Here is a 20,471-nt window from a genome sequence, read left to right as displayed (position 1 = left end):
AGATGTGTATAAGAGACAGCTCCATTCCTTAACGGTTACCGTCCACAGTTCTACTTCCGTACTACGGACGTAACTGGTGCGATCGCGCTTAAAGAAGGCGTGGAAATGGTTATGCCTGGTGACAACGTTGAGATGTCAGTAGAGCTAATCCACCCGATCGCAATGGACCCAGGTCTACGTTTTGCGATCCGTGAAGGCGGTCGTACAGTTGGTGCTGGTGTAGTTGCTAAAGTAACTGCATAATAGCTGATTGTGTAAGAAAAGCGCCTCTTTGAGGCGCTTTTTTTTGATCTAAACTTTTATAAAACTAAAAATAAATTGTCTGACAATGATTTTAAAAGCTGTCCTTATCTGATATCGGCTTGACCTAAACTGCACTTATGTAAAAAAAATTACCACGTAATATACAGATAAGAATATGAATATTAAATTTTCGGGCCTGGATTGGCCTGATGGGAGTGGTCACATGAATGCGAAAGTAAATATTACCAATCGTGCCGGTGCTAGTTTTCCAGTTCGTCGCATGAACTTTGATTTTGATGCTGTACCGGAATATTGGATGAATGGTTCAACAGGTCTCACTCATTTTATGACGGCATTATCTGCGCTATTTCCAGCGGGAGAAAAGTTTTTTATAGATTCAGTCCGTGCGGTGCGTAAACATCCTGCAATTGCCAATAATGAAGCATTACAAAAAGAAATTTCTGCTTTTATTGGTCAGGAAGCCATGCATACTCACGAGCATATCGGCTTTAATGCTTCTGCGCAAAAACATGGGCATGATGTCGAGACGCTTGATCGTTATACCGATAAAGTCATTCAAACGACACGTAAAGTCATGGCTAAACTGGGTAAGCCTGTGGGAATTACCCAAGAAATGGTAGATTTGACTGCAACTACGGCACTTGAGCATTTCACTGCAACCATTGCCTCACAGCTTTTGACCAATAGCCACATTCAGGAATTGATGACAGATGAAACCATGAAAACCATGTGGTTATGGCATGCTATCGAGGAAAATGAACATAAGGCAGTGGCTTATGATGTCTTCGAAGGGGTTTTTGGCAAAGGATTAAAAGCCTATGCATTGCGTACGTCTTCCTTGGTCATCGCAATGGCAACCTTATTTGTGGTGCAAAGCTATTTCCTCGCCCGTTTGCTTAAACAGGATCAGCAATTCAATCTTGAGTCCTTAAAAGCCATTTATACCTATGCCTATAGTCCTTCTAAAGGTGTCATTACGGGTATGGCGAAAGAAATGCTGATGTATTTTAAACCGGGATTCCATCCGAATGATCATCATACAGATCAACTGTTGGCGACTTGGAAAGCCAAATTGGGTCTGTGACAGAACTGAAGATCAAAGAGCGATTAAAATCGCTCTTTTTTTTGCTCGATTTTTTGGATGAAGTTTCTATAATGCGAGGGTTGATTCTATATAAGATGAACGAAGATGATTCGTTTAATGCAAGCAGCGGATGTAGAAGCCGTGGCAAAGATTGAAAGGTCGGTTCAATCACATCCCTGGACTTTAAAACAGTTCCAAGATGCTGTAACGGCTTATCAAAGTACCGTGATTGAAGTGCAAGGGCAGGTGGCCGGATTTTGTATTTTACAACCAGTGCTGGATGAAGCCAATTTATTGCTCATGGCAATTGATCCGGCACAGCAAGGTCAGGGCTTGGGCTATCAGTTGCTGGAGGCTTCAGTGGCGATGCTAAAAAATAATCCGGTGCAGATTTTCCTGGAAGTGCGCGAGAGTAATCTGGCTGCGATCAAGCTGTATGAAAAATCAGGCTTTCATCAGATTGATCTGCGCAAGAATTATTATCCTAACAGTAACGGAAGCCGTGAACATGCCATCATTATGGTAAAAGCATGTACGGATGATTTTGCTAGTCTATTTAAATAATACAAACTGACGACCTTATTTAATAATCTGGTGATTCCATCCGCTGGGTAAGGTCGTCATTAATGAGTTTCCCAATTGCTGAATCTCCGTGGCACTCAATGCATGATTTAAACGTCGCCATTGTCCATCGATCAAGAGTTCCAGTGGCAGATACTGAGATTTGTAATTCATCTTGTTGGAATGTGGCACCCAATAACCCAGATAGATAAATTGCAAGCCCAGCTTTTGTGCATGTTCAATCTGTTTCAAGATTGCAAAAGCACCGAGTGAACGACGATTTTCATCCGGATCAAAGAAGGTATAAACGGCAGAGATGCCATCATCCAGCAGGTCGCAAGTGGAAACGCTGATTAGACGCTCACCTTGCCATAATTCTAGAAAGAAGCTGTCGGTGCAGCTTTGCAATAAAAATTTTTCGAACTGATCCCGGGTGGGTGGGAACATATCGCCATCTGCGTGGCGTTCATTGATATAGCGTTCATACAGCGCATAATGTAGGTCCCCGGCGTGCTCTGGACTGGTAATTTTTATCACCAGATCCTGATTACGTTTCCAGGCTTTTTTTTGTGAACTGTTCATGCGGAATTCAGCAACAGGCACACGCGAAGACAGACATTGACGACACAAATGACATTCGGGGCGATACACGAAATCACCACTGCGACGGAAACCGGTACGTGACAGTTCCGATAAAGTGACTACATCAATTCGATGTGCGGGATCCAGAAAAACCATGCGCGCCGACTTGTTGGGCAGATAGCTGCAATCATGCGGCGGCGTAATATAATACTGTAAATCGTTCAGTAGGGCCTTTGGCTGATAAGAGTTCATAACAACTACCCTCTGTTATTTTCATTCACTTAAGCGCGCGTTTTGCGCTATTGTTTTACTTGAAAATACACCTTCCTGATACTTTTTCCAATCAATCGCAGGCTTTTTTACAATATCTTGTAAAGAATTAAGATAGTCTTGGCGAGAAAGTGTGCAGGCACCTAGGCTTAAAAGATGATCGTTGACCAGTTGGCAGTCGATCCAGGGTAGTTTATTTTCCTGTCCAATCAGCATTAAAGTATAGAAAGCCATTTTAGAAACATCGGTTTGCGTACTAAACATAGATTCACCAAAACAGCCTTGACCGATGGTCACACCATAAAGTCCACCGACGACGCGATCTTCATCCCAGACCTCAATGCTATAACCATACCCTGCGTCGAACATGTCACAATAGCCTGCGATAATATCTTCACTGATCCAGGTGTCGTCTGCATAAGCACGCGGCAAGGAACAGGAACGAATCACCCTTTCAAAAGCATGATTGATTGTAATTTTATAGTCCTGCTTTTTCATATTGCGTAGCAGGGATTTGCTTGGATGATAATCTTCGGGGCGAATAATGCAGCGTGGTTCCGGACTCCACCAGCAAATTGGATCACCTTCTGAAAACCATGGAAATAATCCATGTGTATAGGCTTCATAAAGTGTAGAAGGGGAGAGGTCTGCACCAATACAAATCAGTCCTTCACCTTCAGGATCAATCTCGATCGGATTGGGAAAAATGAATTCTGAGGGAGGAAGTAAAGACATGGCAGACCCAACATAAATCTATAGATAAATCATCATCTCATTCTAGCAATAAAAAAGCCGCCCATAATGGACGGCTTTTTTATTCTTGCTGCTTAGTCTAGTTTACCCATCGCATCAAGATATTTTTCTGCATCCAGCGCAGCCATACAGCCTGAACCCGCAGAAGTAATGGCTTGACGATAAATGCTGTCCGCAATATCACCTGCTGCAAATACACCCGGTACCGATGTTTGGGTTGCATTACCAGCAGTACCGCTTTGTACCTGGATATAGCCGTCACGAAGCTCTAACTGGCCTTCGAACATGCTGCTATTTGGCTTGTGACCAATCGCCACAAACATACCCGTCACATCAACGTTTTGAGTAGAGTCATCTTGCGTTGATTTAAGACGAACTGAAGTCACGCCAGATTGCGCATCACCTAGAACCTCATCGACTTGATGGTTCCAGATGATACTGATCTTGCCTTCTTTTTCTTTGGCAAATAAATGATCTTGCAAGATTTTTTCAGAGCGTAATGAATCACGACGGTGAACCAGAGTCACGTGAGAAGCAATGTTAGATAAATACAACGCTTCTTCAACAGCGGTATTACCGCCCCCTACAACCATCACTTTCTGGTTTTTATAGAAGAAACCATCACAAGTCGCGCAAGCACTGACACCTTGACCCATATAGGCTGCTTCAGATTCCAGACCGAGGTATTGTGCAGTTGCACCGGTACAGATAATCAGGGCATCACAGGTGAATTCTTCCATATCGCCTTTTAACACGAACGGGCGCTGGCTAAGATCCACTTCATTGATATGGTCATACACGATTTCAGTGCCAAAACGCTCTGCATGTGCCTGCATACGTTCCATCAATGCTGGACCAGTCAAGCCTTCGGGATCACCCGGCCAGTTATCGACGTCAGTCGTCGTGGTCAGCTGACCGCCCAGTTGCAAGCCTGCAATCAGGGTAGGTTTCAAGTTTGCACGCGCTGCATATACTGCCGCGCTATAGCCTGCAGGGCCAGAACCTAAAATAATCAGTCGTGAGTGACGTGCGCTCATCAGCTGTATCCTTTTTTATTTAGAAATTTATTGAATTATACGTGAAACTGTATAACAGTGGTGTGAGATTAAAGTCGATATTATTGATCATTGAAATCGATTTGGGCTATATAGCATAAGTAACATTGTGCTTGCACAATAGTGCATCTTTTTTCACAGAACAGGTGCATAATATGTATTTTATTGCGTCGCTTTTTTCAAGCATTGAAGCAAAAGAATATTCATGAAGAATTGGTTACAGGACAGTATATGACAGCGGTGTCGAGTGCCTATGCACAGCGCTTAGTAATGACATTATTTTTAGTCTCATTTGGGATTTATCTGTTTCTTGCAACAGTGACCTATACGCCATTTGATCCGGGGTGGATGCATATCTCCAGTGATACGCAGACCGTTTCGAATGCCAGTGGGGTAGCGGGTGCCTGGATTGCAGACCTTTTGTTTGGCTTCCTTGGTTGGGCAAGTCTGCTGATCCCTGTCTATCTGTTTATGGAAGCGATTCAGGTCTGGTGGCCGCGTAGCTTCCTGAACCGGCCATTTCGCTATGCTGCGCAATTCTTCCTGTTGCTGACCACCTCAGCGCTGTTGTTTTTATTTTGGCAAGTCCCTGCTGATACGCTGGATAATTCTTCCGGCGGTATTATTGGCTATGAATTAGGCCAGAGTCTGGAACAACTGCTGACAGTATACGGTGCAGCATTCTTCCTGCTGGTGCTTTGGGTGGTGCTATTTACCTTGGCGTTTGGGGTGAAATGGAACAAGACCTGGAGCAGCCTCAAAGCAACCCCTGCTTATTTACAAGACCTGTTCTACCGCAATGTGCCTGAAGGCATGTCTGATTTTGACCGGACTGCACCTGTCGCCAAAAAAGAGCCAGTCATTAGTGCAAAAAAAGTAGCGGTTGCAGTAACACCTGCGCCTGAGCATCAACTGGTAGAAATAGATCCGGTGGTGCGCGATCAGGTGGCTGAACGCTTATTTGATGATTTTGCCGATAAAGAATCACAACAACCGCAGTTTTATGAGGATATTCCTGAGGCTGAGCAGCAGGCTCCTGAGCCAGTCGAGACATTTAAGCAAGTACAGCAAGTGCCTCAACAGCCGGATCGTGTGGTAGCGACAGGCGAGGTGTGGCGTGCCTTACATTCAAATGAAGATCAGCGCCATAAACAGGATATTGATGCCTTACTCAAAGCAGCCGAAGAAGAACAGCTTAATTCTTCAGTCTCACATATAGTTGCCCCACAATCTGTTGCAGCACAGACTCATGTTCATACCAGAACAGCACCTACTCCACATACAGGTCTGGACTGGGATGATGATGAAATCTTTGATGAACTTCTGGCTGCAGTTCCGCAAGGCAAAACTGCGACCGATGTGCATAGTCCATTCAATACAGCGCCAGCCGAAAAGACCTCAAGAATTGTAGAAGACATGACCAATGTTGCACCGGCCATGGCATCCATGGCGACTGCACATGTCGTGAAAAACAGCGCATTACAGACCGATCTGGATGACCTGGGTGATTTGCTGATTGAAGAAGATGAGCCAAGCCCAAGTCAACCGGTACGTAGTTCTAGCTATGCTCAATCTTCTGCTTTTGTTCAGGCACCAATTCAGCATCAGGGTATAGAGCAACCAGTATCTCCTCCTTCTGCAACTCATGCAGCAGTACGCGAGGCTTTATCTAAAGAAGAATTTGTAGAAGCCTGGCAAGAAACGGCTGGTAAACCACAAGATGAAGACGAGTTTGATTTTGATGCTCCTTTAACTGATGCTTCAGGCCGTCCGATGTCACGTGCCATGCAGGTGGTGGAGCGCCGTAAAGATTTATCACCACTTCCAGGGCTAGATTTACTGGATGAAGTCGATCCGAATAAAAAAGTGAATTTTACCGAAGAGCAGCTGGCACGTTTATCTGAATTGCTTGAAATCAAGCTGCAAGAATTTAATGTCAAAGCCAAAGTGGTAGAAGCACAGCCAGGCCCAGTCGTAACACGTTTTGAACTGGATCTGGCGCCAGGGGTAAAAGCCTCTAAAGTGACTAATATTTCGCGTGATCTGGCACGTTCGATGTCGATGGCATCGGTGCGTGTGGTTGAAGTTATTCCGGGTAAGCCGTATATCGGAATTGAAGTACCGAACAGTACCCGTGAAATGGTCCGTTTGATCGAACTTTTGACCATTCCAGCTTTCACTGATCCGAATAGTATTCTCTCTATGGCAATGGGTAAGGATATTTCCGGTAATCCGGTGATTGCTGATCTGGGGAAAGCGCCGCATATGTTGGTGGCGGGTACCACGGGTTCGGGTAAATCGGTGGCAGTGAACTCGATGATTCTATCGATGTTGCTGAAATATACACCGGATGAATTGCGTCTTATTCTGATCGATCCGAAGCAGCTGGAACTGGCAAACTATAATGATATTCCACATTTATTGACGCCTGTAGTTACCGATATGAAAGATGCGGTCAGCGCATTGAACTGGTGTGTCAATGAGATGGAACGTCGTTACAAACTGATGTCTTTCCTGAAAATCCGTAAACTGAGCGACTATAACCGCAAGGTGGAAGAGGCAATTGCTAATGGTGAAGACCTGATCGATCCAACCTGGAAAGCGAGCGATTCTGTTGTGGGTGAACGCGCACCGCGCTTAACACCGTTGCCTTCTATTGTGATTGTCGCGGATGAGTTCGCGGATATGATCATGCAGGTCGGTAAGAAAGCCGAAGAAATGATTACCCGTCTGGCACAAAAATCACGTGCTGCTGGGATCCACCTGTTGCTTGCGACCCAACGTCCATCGGTGGACGTGATCACCGGTTTGATCAAAGCCAATATTCCGACGCGTGTTGCATTGCGGGTGAACTCCAAGATCGACTCGCGTACCATTCTGGATGCAGGTGGTGCAGAAGACTTGCTCGGTCATGGTGACATGCTATTCCTCGGCCCGGGTAAGATTGAACCTGAGCGTGTACATGGTGCCTTTATTGCTGATGACGAAGTGAACCGGATCTGTGACGCTTGGCGTGAACGTGGTTCGCCAAATTATGTCGACGAGATCCTGACGCCATTTGATGAAGAGCCATCGAGTCGTGGTTTTGAAGATGGTGGCGACGGTGGATCAGACCGCGATGCATTGTATGACCAGTGTGTGGCATTTGTTTTGGAAACCCGTAAGGCTTCTACTTCATCCTTGCAGCGTAAATTCAGTCTGGGTTATAACCGTGCTGCACGAATCATTGACCAGATGGAAGAAAATGGCATTGTCAGCGGTATGGGTGCCAATGGTAAACGCGAGATTCTGGTTTAGTAGTCTATCTTCAATAAAAAAGCCTGCTTTCAAAGCAGGCTTTTTTATGTATTTTTGACTCAGGCAAATTTTGCCAATACATCCAGGAACTCGGCACTTTGACGCGGGAAAGTGGCAATCACGTCATGAATTCGTTGTCCTTCCGGATTGGTTGCATTGACATCACGGCCATCAGCGACAAATTTCGTCAACAGGCGTTCATAATCAAATGGACGCATATGTTTGAAAGCATGATAGAGCACGTGAAAATCAGCATTAACACCTGCAGGAGGAAGCTGATTTAAATAGGCAAATACACGCTCATCTGACCATTCTTCGTTAAAGGTCGCTGGTTGAGATAATGCCATCGCAATTTCCTTGATCTAATGTAGTTTTTTCGGCATGAAAAAAGGCAAAATATGAGACTAGATTAGCAAAGCACTGCTTTGCCTAGTCGCAAGACTTGAAGCTATGCTTCAAGTGGGCGGAATATAGCTAAACTACTATTTCTACCACTCTCATATTTTGCCTTGAATCAATTTACTTGACCAATCAAAAATCAGATTATCGTTCTTCAGGTAAATTGATATTCATTTCAAGCATTTCAATATTGGCTTCAGAACGAACCTGCATTTGAATATGCTGTTCATCGACACCGCGGACATAACGATTGACCACCTGCATGATTTCAGTTTTCATCTGGTCAATTTTGTCCTGGCTCAAGCGACGACCCAAGCCTTGTTCGGATGCAACGATCACCTTCAAACGGTCTTTAGCAGTCCGTGCGCTTGATGGTTTATCCTCGCCACTAAAAAGTTTACTCCAGAATCCTGCCATGTCTACGCTCCAAATAGTCGTGCTAACCAGCCCTTAGGTTTTACCTCGATATGACGGTAAGGACGCTCTTCGCCAAGGAAACGTGCAACCAGATCATCATAGGCCTGACCTGCTGCAGCTTCAGTGAAAAGAATCACCGGCTTACCTTCATTCGATGCCTGTAGAACGCTTGGACACTCAGGAATAACGCCTAAGGTCGGTACACGTAAAATATCTTTAGAAATATCGTCAATCGTCAGCATTTCCTGTTTATCGGCACGTTCCGGATTGAAACGGGTGATACACAGATGCTTACGAATGCGACCTTCGTTTTGTTCTACTTTTTTTGTTTTGCTATCGAGCATGCCAATGATACGGTCAGAGTCACGTACTGAAGAAATCTCAGGGTTAGTCACAATGATGGCTTCATCCGCATGATACATGGCCAAAATAGCACCACGCTCAATACCGGCAGGTGAATCACAGATAATATAATCAAATTCCTGCGAAAGCTCATCCATTACACGTGCCACACCTTCATCGGTTAAGGCATCTTTATCACGTGTTTGTGATGCAGGTAAAATATATAAATTTTCAATATCTTTATCGCGAATCAGTGCTTGTTGTAATCGTGCTTCGTTATTTAAAACATTCACAAAATCATAAACTACACGGCGTTCACAGCCCATAATCAAATCAAGGTTACGTAAACCTACATCAAAATCAATAACAACAGTTTTGTGACCGCGTAGGGCTAAACCTGTTGCAAAAGATGCACTCGTTGTAGTTTTACCTACACCACCTTTGCCTGACGTTACGACAACAATTTTCGCCACCGAATCCACTCCTGTTATGGTTCAAATCCCCTGTTTAAAATGGGGTTTTTGGTGTTTATTTATACATTAAAATTGTAGAGCTTCAAATACAAGCTCTAGTTGATCATTCAAGTAAATATGCACAGATTTTTTAACTACATGTGGTGGAATATCATCCGCTACACAGTAGGTTCCTGCAATTGAAATTAGTTCAGCTTCGAGGCTATGACAGAAAATACGTGCTGCAGTATTACCACCCGCACCTGCAATGACCCGGCCACGCGCGCTGCCATAGACATGAATATTGCCCGAAGCAATCACTTCTGAACCACTATTGATGCCGGCATTAATAATAATGTCGCCATTATGCTGCACGATACATTGGCCGGTACGCAGGATTTCATCATGATATGAGGTGATATGCGCAACGATCGGGGCAGCAGGGGCTTGATCATCATTCACCGCTGTAGGTTCTGGTTTAACTTCCACCACCTGTTCTTTGGTGGCTTTAATTTCTTCTAACTGTCGATCAGGTGGCAGTACCGGGAACTGAATGGCGCGCGCCTGATCTCCAAGTAAGCCTTCAGTAACAGCCATAGGCTGTACATCCAGACTGATTAACAGTTGGATCAGCGCAATGAGTTCCTGTTCAACTGAACTTTCAATGACTGCCAAAGTGCCGGGTGGAAATGCTGCTTGTAATTTTGGGCTAAGTTGCTGGCGGATTGCATCATGATCATTGGTATCTAGGCTAATGCGTATCGCATTGACCATTCTGCCTTTTATCCGTATATCAGCCATAATTCTTCCTTAAATACTTCTGACCTGCTGGTTTTGTGTCGAAGCAATGTTGTAAATAGTGCAAATCCTAGAACAAATTGCAGTAATTCTCTAGCGATCTCAGTTATTTTTTTATGCGAACAGGACCGGACGGATTAGTCTGATTCTGTACTTTAAACTTTACTTATCTATTGAGCTCTGATTTTGCTCATGTTCTTCTAAAATCTGTTGCCACTGTTTGACTTTTACCTGTTTTCGGATTGCTTCAAGTGTTTCAAAAACAGCCGATTCGACCAATTTATCAATATGTGGATTATGTTCAATCTGAATCTGGCTGATTTTATCTGAAATTAGGGTAAAAGTCGGATTTTCTTTTTGACCTGTGTGGGTAAATGGTTCAATCAGTCCTTGCGTGATATTTTCTCCGAGGCGTTGACCAATACTTTGAATTTGCTGTTCAATCCGGCTACCTACGATTGGAATCAAACGTAATAATTGGGTCAGTTCTGGAGTATCTTCAATCGCCTGATTCACTACTTGCCCTACATTTTTAGCGATCATGGAACGTTGTGACTGTAATTCCCTACCCAAAGACTCCTGCAAGATATCTGCCAAGGCAATGGCCAGTAATTTACGGTGATGTTCCACTAAATCATCAATTAACTGTTTATGTGATGTACTTGTGGTCAGTTCACGCTTGATGCCGTCCAGTACGGTCAGTACCACCCGGCTGGAAAGCTCTTCCATCAGCATGTTGTAATAAAAGTTGCCTTGGCGATACCAACGATTGGGAATTACTTTATAACCATGGCTATGCAGGTTGTAGCCAATCGCAACCGCACGCAGCAGACGTAGGAAACGTAGCTGAGGGATAATAGATAAAATTTCATACCAGTGCACAAAAGGGAAGAACCACCAGCGTCGATGATGACGCAGGACAATTGCGATAACCCAGCGTGCCAGTAATTCACAGACCAAGAAGGTGGTAAACCAGCCCTCGGTAATGATCACCCAAGGGCGTAAATCACTTTTATAAAACTGCAAGATTTCCGGTAAACGAATGAAGTCAAACAACCACTGCCCAAAATCGCTCATTAAAATGGCGTTAGCACTGAGACAGAACAGATTGATGATGATTAAAACCATCATGAAAATGTCGTAAATCAGTGCAATTTTCCAGCCCCAGGTTCCTTTACGAACAAATTTAAAGGAGCTGGACGTTATGTCCGGGTTGTCGTTCTTCATAATTACTCGGTTACAGATCCGACTGGGGCTTGGGTAAAGTTCTGCTGCATGTGTGCGATGAGCTGATCTTTTTCAGTCCAGATCTGATCAATCCATTTTTGAAAACGTGCACGATATTCAGCATCATCTTCATAATTGCCGCCCAGTACCCAATCAGGAATATCAATTTTTCTTAAATTTACCGCAATACGTGGCACTTCACCTAACCAAAATTCGCCATAGCCCGGAATACCGTCAGGATAAACAATGGTCATGTCGACCAGCGCATCAATTTTATCGCCGAGAATACTGAGCGCCAATGCCAGACCACCGGCTTTAGGTTTCAGTAAATGTGTATAGGGAGACTGCTGCTGATCATGCTTTTCTTGGGTAAAACGCGTGCCTTCCAGATAATTTAACAGGGTAAAAGGCTGACTGATCAGCTGCTCACAGGATTTACGTGCTTCTTCCATATCCCGATATTTCAGCGCAGGGTTTTTGGCAATCTGTTCCTTGCTATGCCGTTTCATCATCGGGAAGCCTAAGATTTTAAAAGCCTGACCGACAAAAGGAATAAAAATAAGTTCCCATTTGGTAAAGAAGCGCGTCAGGGGCATACGGGTCAGACCGAAGTACTGATTGACAGTAGTATCGACCCAGCTTTGATGATTACAGGTCATCAAATAACGTCCCTGCATATTCAAATCCAGTGATTCATCTACACTGATTTGCCATTGCGTGTTTTTCAGCACATGCTCAATCAGCCAATTATTGACCCCTAACCAGCTGTTGGTAATCTTGATATTGGTTTCATCCACTTTTGCGGATTTTTTAAAAAGTTTGGTTAAACCCAAGGCCAGCACCGGGGGACCATGAAAAAAAGTACTGCCCGTCATGACGGATGTGACCGTCAGGCCACGCGCCAGTTTTTTTAAAGTCGGTTGCTTATTGCTATTCGATGACATATCCAAACAGTCCCCAGAGATTAATCACTTAAATTTTTTCATATTTTGAGTAATATAGAGACAGTTAGGCAAATAAAAAAGCCTAAACAGGAAACTATGAAGATATTGTGACGAACTACTTGGTTTTAGTTACATATAAACATTACAAAATATTACTAAACGATTTATTATTAACAAAAATTCAATGGTTAGCCCATTCAATTTAAATCATTATCTCGCTTAACAACAAAGCATACAACAAGGAGTCATGCGATGCGTGCACTAGTCATTTCAGCAGCTGTAGCAGGGGCCGTAGCACTTACAGGTTGTCAATCAACTGGCAGTAACATCGGTGGTGTGGAATATGATAAAGCGGCTCTAGGTACTTTAATTGGTACTGCAGCTGGCTACGGCGTTTCTAAAAGTAATGCAAATACTAGCCGTCAAAATAACCGTGCAGCAGCGATTGGTGCTGTTGTTGGTGGTGCAGCGGGTGTGTATCTTGATAACAAAGAGAAAAAATTACGTCAAGCAACAGCGGGTACGGGCGTAGACGTTAACCGTAATGCAGATGGTTCGATTAACCTTGTGATGCCAGGCAGCATTACATTTGATACCAACAAATCAAATATCAAACCAAACTTCTATGGCACTTTAAACAAAGTGGCGCAAGTATTAACTGAAGATAACAAGAGCGGTATCCTTGTAACTGGTTATACCGACAGCACGGGTAATGACTCAATTAACTTGCCATTGTCTCAAGCACGCGCAAACTCTGTAGCGACTTATTTGGCTGGTCAAGGTGTTGTACGTTCACGTATTAATGCTCAAGGTTTAGGTTCAGCGAACCCGATTGCAGACAACACAACTGCTGCGGGTAAAGAACAAAACCGTCGTGTAGAAATCGCGGTATATGCAGTTCAATAATTCTTGAACGCTTAAGAAAAACCACCTTCGGGTGGTTTTTTTATATCTGAACATTGACCTGATTAATCGTATTTTAAATTAGGCAACTGACGCAGAGATGACTATAATCGGAGCCGAATCTAGAAGAGGAAGCCCTATGTCACTCGCCAGTCAGTTAAATGACAAGCAACTTGAAGCCATGAAATACACTCAAGGACCCTTGTTAGTACTTGCAGGAGCGGGTTCAGGCAAGACTTCAGTGATCACGCGAAAAATCGCGTATTTAGTCAAGCATTGCGGGATTCCTGCACATCGTATTACTGCGATGACCTTTACCAACAAAGCGGCACGTGAGATGAAAGAGCGTGTCAGCAAATTGTTGACGCGTGAAGAAAGTAAAGGGGTTTCAGTTTCGACCTTTCATACCTTTGGCCTGAATATGCTGCGCCTGGAGCTGAAACATACCCCACTGAAAAATAATTTCTCGATTCTGGATGCTGACGACTGTAAGCGCATTTTGATGGATCTGATGCAGCGTGACAATTTATCTGGTGCAGAAAGCAAAGAACTGATTGCCAAAGCCATGAAAATGATCTCGGACTGGAAGAATGATTTGATTCCACCCGAGCAGGCACATACCACCTGTGAAACTGCCGAAGATGTGCAATTTGCGCATTTATATCAGCTTTATGAACGTAATTTGCGTGCCTATAACGCCGTGGATTTTGATGACCTGATTGTGATGCCAACGCGCTTGCTGCAGGAAAATGCCGAAGTTCGTGACAAATGGCAAAATCGCGTGCGTTATTTGCTGGTCGATGAATATCAGGATACCAATACGGCGCAGTATATTCTGGTGAAATTACTGGTTGGCGTGATGGGACAGTTCACCGCCGTAGGCGATGATGACCAGTCGATTTATGCCTGGCGTGGTGCTAAACCGGAAAATATGGCCTTGCTGCAGCAGGATTTTCCTAATTTAAAAGTGATTAAACTGGAACAGAACTATCGTTCGACCAGTCGTATTCTCAAAGCAGCCAACACCGTGATTGGTAATAATCCGCATATTTTTGATAAAAAGCTTTGGTCGGACAAAGGCCATGGTGAAGTGATCCGTGTGATTACCTGCCGCAATGATGATGATGAAGCAGAACGCGTGGTTAAAGACCTGATCACGCATAAATTGATGAATGGTAAAAGCTGGAAAGATTATGCGGTGTTGTACCGCGGCAATTTCCAAGCGCGTATTTTAGAAACCCATCTGCGCCAGATGCAGATTCCGTATAAATTATCTGGCGGACAGTCCTTCTTCGCACGTGCCGAAATCAAGGACATGATGAGCTATTTACGCCTGATCATTAACCCTGAAGATGACAGCGCATTCCTGCGAATTATCAATACGCCAAAACGGGCGATTGGTCCGGTAACGCTGGAAAAGCTCGGTCTATTTGCTCAGGAAAATAATCTGTCACTTCTGGCTGCGGCAGCGGATCAGCGTCTGACCATGGCGATTCCGAAAAAGGCCACGACCCAATTGGCTGAGTTTGCCGATTTTATTGAGGGTTTTACTCGCAATTTACTGGATGATGATGAACCCGTGCCGATCATCCGCCAGATGATGATTGAAGCCGGTTATATCGATTACATCAAGGAAACTGCAGCCACGCCAGCGCAGGAAAAAACCAAGCTCGATAATATCGAGGTACTCTACAGCAGTATTCAGAGCCTGATTAACCGCGCTGAAGATGTTGATGAAAAAAATATTGAAAGTGTGATTCGTAAAATGGTGCTGCTGGATATGCTCGAGCAGCAGCAGGAAGAAGAGGACACCGATAAAGTCAACTTATTGACCTTGCATGCGTCCAAAGGTCTTGAGTTTCCTTATGTCTATCTGATCGGGCTGGAAGAAGAAATTTTGCCACATAAAAATTCGATCGCTGCAGAAACCGTCGAAGAGGAACGCCGTCTGATGTATGTGGGGATTACCCGTGCACGTCAGGGACTGACCATTACTCTGGCAGAACAGCGCAAGGCCGGTGGGCAGATGAAGCAGATGACCCCAAGCCGTTTTCTGGATGAATTACCAGAAGATGAGCTGGAATGGTTAGGTCGTAAGAAAAAGCTGGCAGGCAACATCGATCCGAAATTACAAGCCCAACATTATCTGGATAATTTGCGTAATCTTATCAAACGATAAGGCGCAAGGCTTGCTCTTATTTTAAATGAAACAACAGGAATGAATACATGAAAGTTCAGGTGAAAGTCCTTGACTCGCGTCTTGGTCAGGAATGGCCATTACCGACTTATGCTACGACAGGTTCAGCGGGGCTGGATTTGCGTGCGTGTGTTACAGAAACTACGATCATTGAACCAGGCCAGACTGTTTTGGTAAAAACTGGTTTAGCAATCTATATTGAAGATCCTGCATTTGCTGGTCTGATTTTGCCACGTTCGGGTTTGGGGCATAAACACGGCATCGTGTTGGGTAACCTAGTAGGTTTAATCGATTCTGATTATCAGGGTGAATTGATGGTATCCGTTTGGAACCGTAGCCAGACGGCTTTTAGCTTAGAGCCAGGTGAACGTTTGGCGCAGTATGTTTTGGTTCCTGTGGTGCAGGCTGAATTTGATCTGGTCAATGAATTCGAAGCGACTGAACGCGGTGCTGGCGGTTTTGGTCATACGGGTAAAAACTAAGTTTTAATCATGGTTTACATTCATTAACTGGATGTAAGCCATTTTTTTATTTAAGTGAATCAGATATTAAAAATGAGCTGATTGAAATATATTTAAAAATAAAACCATATTTTCTAGTTCAGTAGAGCTATTTAAATCTAAAATTGATGTAGTGATCAAATATCTAATCAGATGAAATTCAAAATAAATATAATTAAATAATCATTGTTTAATTACAAGAACCCTATAATTCTAAAGTTGTAGATTATATTTTTATAATTGATTGTTACATTGAAATCGTTTAAAAATAGCGGGTCTTAAAACAAAAACAAATGTTTAAAGTCATTATGCTGAAATCATCATTTTAAATCTCCTTATTTTAACGAATAGTGAAAAGACAGTTTTATGGGATCTATGAATCATCCATTCCCCATGCATATCTTTCGTGCCTATGACATACGCGGTAAAGTCAGTCTATTAGGTGCCGGGATCATTGATGCAATTGCCCACGGTTTAGCCCAGCAGTATCAGGCTGCGGGACAGACACGTGTCGCCATTGGTTATGATGCACGCATCAGTAGCCCGGCTTTTGCCGACACCATTGCCCGTATTTTTAAAGACTATTCGCTGGAAGCCACTATTATAGGCTGCTGTTCCAGCCCAATGCTATATTTCACCGCACGTCAGTTTGATGGTAATGGCATTATGGTCACTGCCAGTCATAATCCTAAAGAAGATAATGGGATTAAATGGATTATTGATGGTGAACCACCTTGTCCTGAGATGATTCAACAGGTGGCCCAACTGGCAAAGTCACATTGCGATAGCCAGCTAATTACTTTAGCTGAACTGCCGCATCAGATTATTCCAGAGTTTTGCCTGCAGTATCAGCAGGGAATATTAGAAGATATTCAATTAAAGCGCTCATTTAAAGTGATTCTGGATGGTCTGCATGGCTCAGCCGGACGTTGTGCTGACTTGGTACTCAGAAAAATGGGCTGTGAAGTGATTGCTTTACGTTGTGAGGCGAATGGACATTTTCCGGATCATGCGCCGGATCCTTCGCAAGACAAACATCTTGAAACTTTACGTCAAACCGTCATGCAACAGCAGGCTGATCTCGGTATTGCCTTGGACGGTGATGGTGATCGCCTGGTTCTGATTGATGAACATGGCCAGATTATCACTGCAGATCAGTTATTATGCCTGTTTGCCGAAATTTGTCTCAATGCTTCAGCACCATGCCAATTTGTTTATGATGTGAAATGTTCGACCTTGGTTCGTGATACGGTGCAACGTCTAGGTGGAGAGCCGGTGATGATTCGTACCGGTAGTTCATTTCTCAGAACCTATCTGAACCAGTCTCAGCAGCAAGCGATTTTTGGTGGGGAATATGCCGGACATTATGTCTTTAATGATGGTCGCGGCTGGGGCTATGATGATGGACTCTATGCAGCGCTCAGAGTCATGGAATATCTCGACCAAACGGGGCAAACTCTCGCGCAGGCCTTGGCGGCTTATCCAAAACGACATGGTACTGAAGATCTTTATATTTCAACGCGTCAAGTACGTCCTGTTGAGCTTTTAAACTTCGTTGAACAACAATCCGCAAGAATTAATGCGCAAATCAGTAAAATTGATGGGATACGTCTTGATTTTGAGGATGGTTTTGGCATCATTCGAGCATCCAATACAGGTGAGTATTTCACAGTGCGCTTTGATGCCAATAATGCCCAAGGTCTAAATGAAATTCGTCATCTGTTTGTAGCCATGTTGCGTGACCGTTATCCAGAGATCGCTCAAGACATTTTAGATGCTCAATAAGGAGAGGCGAATGCCAAATCAACAAACAGGCATCGACAAAGCACAGATTTTGACAGAAGCTTTGCCGTATATTCAACGCTTTGCGGGTAAAACCCTGGTGGTAAAATACGGCGGTAACGCGATGACCGATCCTGAGCTGGAAAGTTCATTTGCACGTGATATCGTATTATTAAAAACAGTCGGTATTAATCCGATCGTGGTACATGGTGGTGGCCCGCAAGTCGATTCCATGCTGAAACAGCTGGGCCGCGAATCAGACCGTATTGACGGCATGCGCGTGACTGATCCTGCGACCATGGAAGTAGTCGAGATGGTACTTGGCGGTAGCGTTAACAAATCTATCGTGAACCTGATTAACCAGCATGGTGGTCGTGCGATTGGTCTTACCGGTAAAGACGGCAACCTGATTCGTGCGCAAAAGCTGCTGATGGAAAAAGTGGCTGAAGATGGTTCAGTTGAGCAAATTGATCTGGGTCTGGTCGGTGAAGTCGTTGGCGTGAAAACTGATGTTCTGGAAATGTTTACCAATAGTGACTTTATTCCAGTCATTGCCCCGCTAGGTGTCGATGAAGAAGGCAATACCTATAATATCAATGCTGATTTGGTCGCTGGTAAAGTCGCTGAAGCCCTAGGTGCAGAAAAACTGATTCTACTCACCAATATCACCGGTGTCTTGGATGAAAATAAAAACCTGTTGACTGGTTTGACCACTCAAGAAGTCGATCGTTTAATTGAAACCGGCGTGATTTATGGTGGCATGATTCCGAAAGTGGGTTGTGCGCTGGATGCGGTAAAAGGCGGCGTCGTAAGTGCACATATCGTGGATGGCCGTGTACCTCATGCCAGCTTACTAGAAATTTTCACCGATCATGGTGTGGGCACCCTCATTACCAATCGTGCCAATCCGCATCGTTCTTAAGCCAATTTTTGCGAAAAAGAGTCTCAATAGAGACTCTTTTTTATTTGGATTTCTTATAGCCACCTATTTGAAATGACTGGGACAGTCATGCACAATAAGCTTCTAAGTAAATAGAGAGCTGAAACCAGACCATGTGCCAACTGCTCGGAATGAATTGTGCCACCCCGACGGATATTACTTTTTCTTTTCGCGGGTTTTCCCAGCGGGCGGGCATTACCTCTGATCATGCGGATGGTTTCGGGATTGCTTTCTTTGAAGATAAAGCCTGCCGTCTGTTCGTCGATAACCAGTCTGCGGTTGAATCTCCGATTGCTGAACTGGTGCGTAATTATCCGATCAAATCCCGCAATGTGATTGCGCATATACGCAAAGCCACTCAAGGCAAAATTAACCTGGAAAATTCCCATCCTTTTAGCCGTGAACTTTGGGGGCGTCAATGGATTTTTGCCCATAATGGCGATTTACATGATTATTTTCCTGAACTGTCAGGGCGCTTTACCCCAGTCGGAAATACCGACAGTGAGCGTGCCTTCTGTTACCTGCTGGATCAACTGGTGAAACGCTTTGGCTATCATGAGCCGAAACTGGATCAGGTTTTCGATCTTCTAGCTGAAATTTCACCTGCAATCGCGGAGCATGGCACCTTTAATTTCTGCCTGTCGAATGGTCAGGCGCTGTTTAGCTATGCGATTACTAAACTCCACTGGCTGGTACGTGAATACCCGTTTAGACCGGCTCAGCTGATTGATATTGATGTCGAAGTGGACTTTAGTCAGGTCACGACCCCTGAAGATCGCGTCGCAGTGATTACCACTGAACCATTGACCCAGAATGAAGAATGGACTGCCTTCCAGCCCGGTGAAATGATCCTGTTTCAGCATGGGGCGAAAGTACGTTCTCAGTTGACGCATGTTGAACGTCTGGAACGTGAACGTCTTGATCCTTCCTTAAAACGCGTCACGCGAGCTGATCAATATTGAAATGCGATTAAAGACGGAGTTTAAACTCCGTTTTTTTATATTTAAAAAATAAGAAAAAATCTAAGAATAAATAAAGGTTTATTGCGGATTTTGGTTAATTAATATCTTAGCCTTTTACTCAGGATAAATTATTTTTAATTATATATAACAGAAACTTAAAATGAAAAAGCCGGATTTAGGCGGAAAGCCGACTAATTTGCTTCATTTTTATTTGAATCAATACGCTATATGCTCATTTTCACGTTATAAGTCCTTAATATTTATAGGTGGTCGTAATGAAAATGAAATGGGTTCCAGATTATAATACTGGTATCGATGTGATTGACGATCAGCACAAACGAATTCTCGATTATATCAACGAAATTGATGCCAATACCGAGCGTGCCCGTATTAAACAGATTCTCGACAATATTATTGATTATACCCAGTCGCATTTCACCTTTGAGGAATCTCTTCAGGAAGAAGCCGGCTATAAATATCGGGTGCCGCATAAACGTGTGCATGACCTGTTTATTAAAAAAATCGAGTCTTATCGTGACCGTTTTGAACTGGGACAGTCCATTGAATCAGAGCTGCACGAAGTATTATCGAAATGGCTGATTAACCATATTCAGCACGATGACGCCGATTATGTCGGTGCCGTAAAAGAAAATATGATGGGGATCATCAAGGAAAAAGAAAAGAAAACAGGTAAAAACTGGTTCGCTCGTTTCTTCTCATAATAAAAGACGTAACGAGATAA

19 protein-coding genes and 1 pseudogene are annotated in these 20,471 nt (G+C 43.8%); 11 read left to right on the top strand and 9 right to left on the bottom strand.

Annotation, left to right across the window (positions count from 1 at the left end; all coding sequences use genetic code 11):
* Window positions 1-21: 21 nt before the first annotated feature.
* The 3 genes and pseudogenes from BFN00_RS01365 to rimI form a co-directional block, all read left to right on the top strand.
* Window positions 22-243: pseudogene (locus tag BFN00_RS01365) on the top strand (EF-Tu C-terminal domain-related protein); the annotation flags it as partial.
* 223 nt (window positions 244-466) lie between these two features.
* Window positions 467-1,348: a metal-dependent hydrolase gene (locus tag BFN00_RS01360; RefSeq protein WP_071850228.1), complete on the top strand. Its 882-nt coding sequence runs from the start codon at window positions 467-469 to the stop codon at window positions 1,346-1,348.
* Between the two features lie 105 nt (window positions 1,349-1,453).
* The gene (rimI, locus tag BFN00_RS01355; protein WP_071850222.1) at window positions 1,454-1,912 is read left to right on the top strand and encodes a ribosomal protein S18-alanine N-acetyltransferase; all 459 of its coding nucleotides are present in this window, start codon (window positions 1,454-1,456) and stop codon (window positions 1,910-1,912) included.
* Window positions 1,913-1,927: 15 nt separating this feature from the next.
* Here the strand turns inward: rimI and BFN00_RS01350 are convergent, their stop codons facing one another.
* From BFN00_RS01350 to trxB, 3 genes are all read right to left on the bottom strand, one after another.
* A complete protein-coding gene (locus BFN00_RS01350) occupies window positions 1,928-2,743 on the bottom strand; it encodes an arginyltransferase (protein ID WP_071850221.1) in 816 nt (271 codons plus the stop codon).
* A gap of 21 nt (window positions 2,744-2,764) precedes the next feature.
* Window positions 2,765-3,496, bottom strand: a complete 732-nt coding sequence (gene aat, locus BFN00_RS01345; RefSeq protein WP_071850220.1) for a leucyl/phenylalanyl-tRNA--protein transferase — start codon at window positions 3,494-3,496, stop codon at window positions 2,765-2,767.
* Window positions 3,497-3,588: 92 nt separating this feature from the next.
* A complete protein-coding gene (gene trxB, locus BFN00_RS01340) occupies window positions 3,589-4,551 on the bottom strand; it encodes a thioredoxin-disulfide reductase (protein ID WP_071850219.1) in 963 nt (320 codons plus the stop codon).
* A gap of 249 nt (window positions 4,552-4,800) precedes the next feature.
* On the opposite strand from trxB, the gene BFN00_RS01335 reads away from it, so the two are divergent.
* Window positions 4,801-7,866, top strand: coding sequence for a DNA translocase FtsK (locus BFN00_RS01335; RefSeq protein WP_071850227.1), 3,066 nt, complete (start codon window positions 4,801-4,803; stop codon window positions 7,864-7,866).
* A 59-nt stretch (window positions 7,867-7,925) separates the two neighbouring features.
* Here the strand turns inward: BFN00_RS01335 and BFN00_RS01330 are convergent, their stop codons facing one another.
* The 6 genes from BFN00_RS01330 to yihG form a co-directional block, all read right to left on the bottom strand.
* On the bottom strand, window positions 7,926-8,213 hold the full coding sequence (locus tag BFN00_RS01330) for a PA4642 family protein (RefSeq protein WP_004279254.1): 288 nt from the start codon (window positions 8,211-8,213) through the stop codon (window positions 7,926-7,928).
* 196 nt (window positions 8,214-8,409) lie between these two features.
* Window positions 8,410-8,682: a cell division topological specificity factor MinE gene (minE, locus tag BFN00_RS01325; protein ID WP_004279256.1), complete on the bottom strand. Its 273-nt coding sequence runs from the start codon at window positions 8,680-8,682 to the stop codon at window positions 8,410-8,412.
* A 2-nt stretch (window positions 8,683-8,684) separates the two neighbouring features.
* On the bottom strand, window positions 8,685-9,497 hold the full coding sequence (gene minD, locus BFN00_RS01320; RefSeq protein ID WP_005096033.1) for a septum site-determining protein MinD: 813 nt from the start codon (window positions 9,495-9,497) through the stop codon (window positions 8,685-8,687).
* 66 nt (window positions 9,498-9,563) lie between these two features.
* Window positions 9,564-10,277 carry a septum site-determining protein MinC gene (gene minC, locus BFN00_RS01315; protein WP_005247112.1) on the bottom strand — a complete coding sequence of 238 codons (714 nt, stop codon included), beginning with the start codon at window positions 10,275-10,277 and terminating at the stop codon, window positions 9,564-9,566.
* A gap of 159 nt (window positions 10,278-10,436) precedes the next feature.
* Window positions 10,437-11,501 (bottom strand): hypothetical protein, encoded by a 1,065-nt coding sequence (locus BFN00_RS01310; protein ID WP_005251141.1) that lies wholly within the window; start codon window positions 11,499-11,501, stop codon window positions 10,437-10,439.
* Between the two features lie 2 nt (window positions 11,502-11,503).
* The gene (yihG, locus tag BFN00_RS01305; RefSeq protein WP_071850218.1) at window positions 11,504-12,445 is read right to left on the bottom strand and encodes a 1-acylglycerol-3-phosphate O-acyltransferase, YihG family; all 942 of its coding nucleotides are present in this window, start codon (window positions 12,443-12,445) and stop codon (window positions 11,504-11,506) included.
* Window positions 12,446-12,697: 252 nt separating this feature from the next.
* On the opposite strand from yihG, the gene BFN00_RS01300 reads away from it, so the two are divergent.
* The 7 genes from BFN00_RS01300 (at window position 12,698) to BFN00_RS01270 (ending at window position 20,451) form a co-directional block, all read left to right on the top strand.
* Window positions 12,698-13,351 carry a YiaD family glycine zipper/OmpA-like lipoprotein gene (locus BFN00_RS01300; RefSeq protein WP_071850217.1) on the top strand — a complete coding sequence of 218 codons (654 nt, stop codon included), beginning with the start codon at window positions 12,698-12,700 and terminating at the stop codon, window positions 13,349-13,351.
* A gap of 136 nt (window positions 13,352-13,487) precedes the next feature.
* Window positions 13,488-15,527, top strand: a complete 2,040-nt coding sequence (locus BFN00_RS01295) for a UvrD-helicase domain-containing protein (protein ID WP_004730583.1) — start codon at window positions 13,488-13,490, stop codon at window positions 15,525-15,527.
* Window positions 15,528-15,574: 47 nt separating this feature from the next.
* Window positions 15,575-16,027 (top strand): dUTP diphosphatase, encoded by a 453-nt coding sequence (gene dut, locus BFN00_RS01290; protein WP_005247107.1) that lies wholly within the window; start codon window positions 15,575-15,577, stop codon window positions 16,025-16,027.
* Window positions 16,028-16,411: 384 nt separating this feature from the next.
* Entirely contained in the window at window positions 16,412-17,830 is a 1,419-nt protein-coding gene (locus BFN00_RS01285; RefSeq protein ID WP_071850216.1) for a phosphomannomutase/phosphoglucomutase, read from the top strand.
* A 10-nt stretch (window positions 17,831-17,840) separates the two neighbouring features.
* The gene (argB, locus tag BFN00_RS01280) at window positions 17,841-18,749 is read left to right on the top strand and encodes an acetylglutamate kinase (RefSeq protein ID WP_004279270.1); all 909 of its coding nucleotides are present in this window, start codon (window positions 17,841-17,843) and stop codon (window positions 18,747-18,749) included.
* A 131-nt stretch (window positions 18,750-18,880) separates the two neighbouring features.
* Window positions 18,881-19,729, top strand: coding sequence for a class II glutamine amidotransferase (locus BFN00_RS01275; RefSeq protein WP_071850215.1), 849 nt, complete (start codon window positions 18,881-18,883; stop codon window positions 19,727-19,729).
* A gap of 275 nt (window positions 19,730-20,004) precedes the next feature.
* Window positions 20,005-20,451, top strand: coding sequence for a bacteriohemerythrin (locus BFN00_RS01270; RefSeq protein WP_004279272.1), 447 nt, complete (start codon window positions 20,005-20,007; stop codon window positions 20,449-20,451).
* Window positions 20,452-20,471 lie beyond the last annotated feature (20 nt).

The organism is Acinetobacter sp. AR2-3 (genome assembly GCF_001878775.1).
GTDB lineage: Bacteria > Pseudomonadota > Gammaproteobacteria > Pseudomonadales > Moraxellaceae > Acinetobacter > Acinetobacter lwoffii_D.
This window is presented reverse-complemented; position numbering and strand designations above follow the sequence as displayed.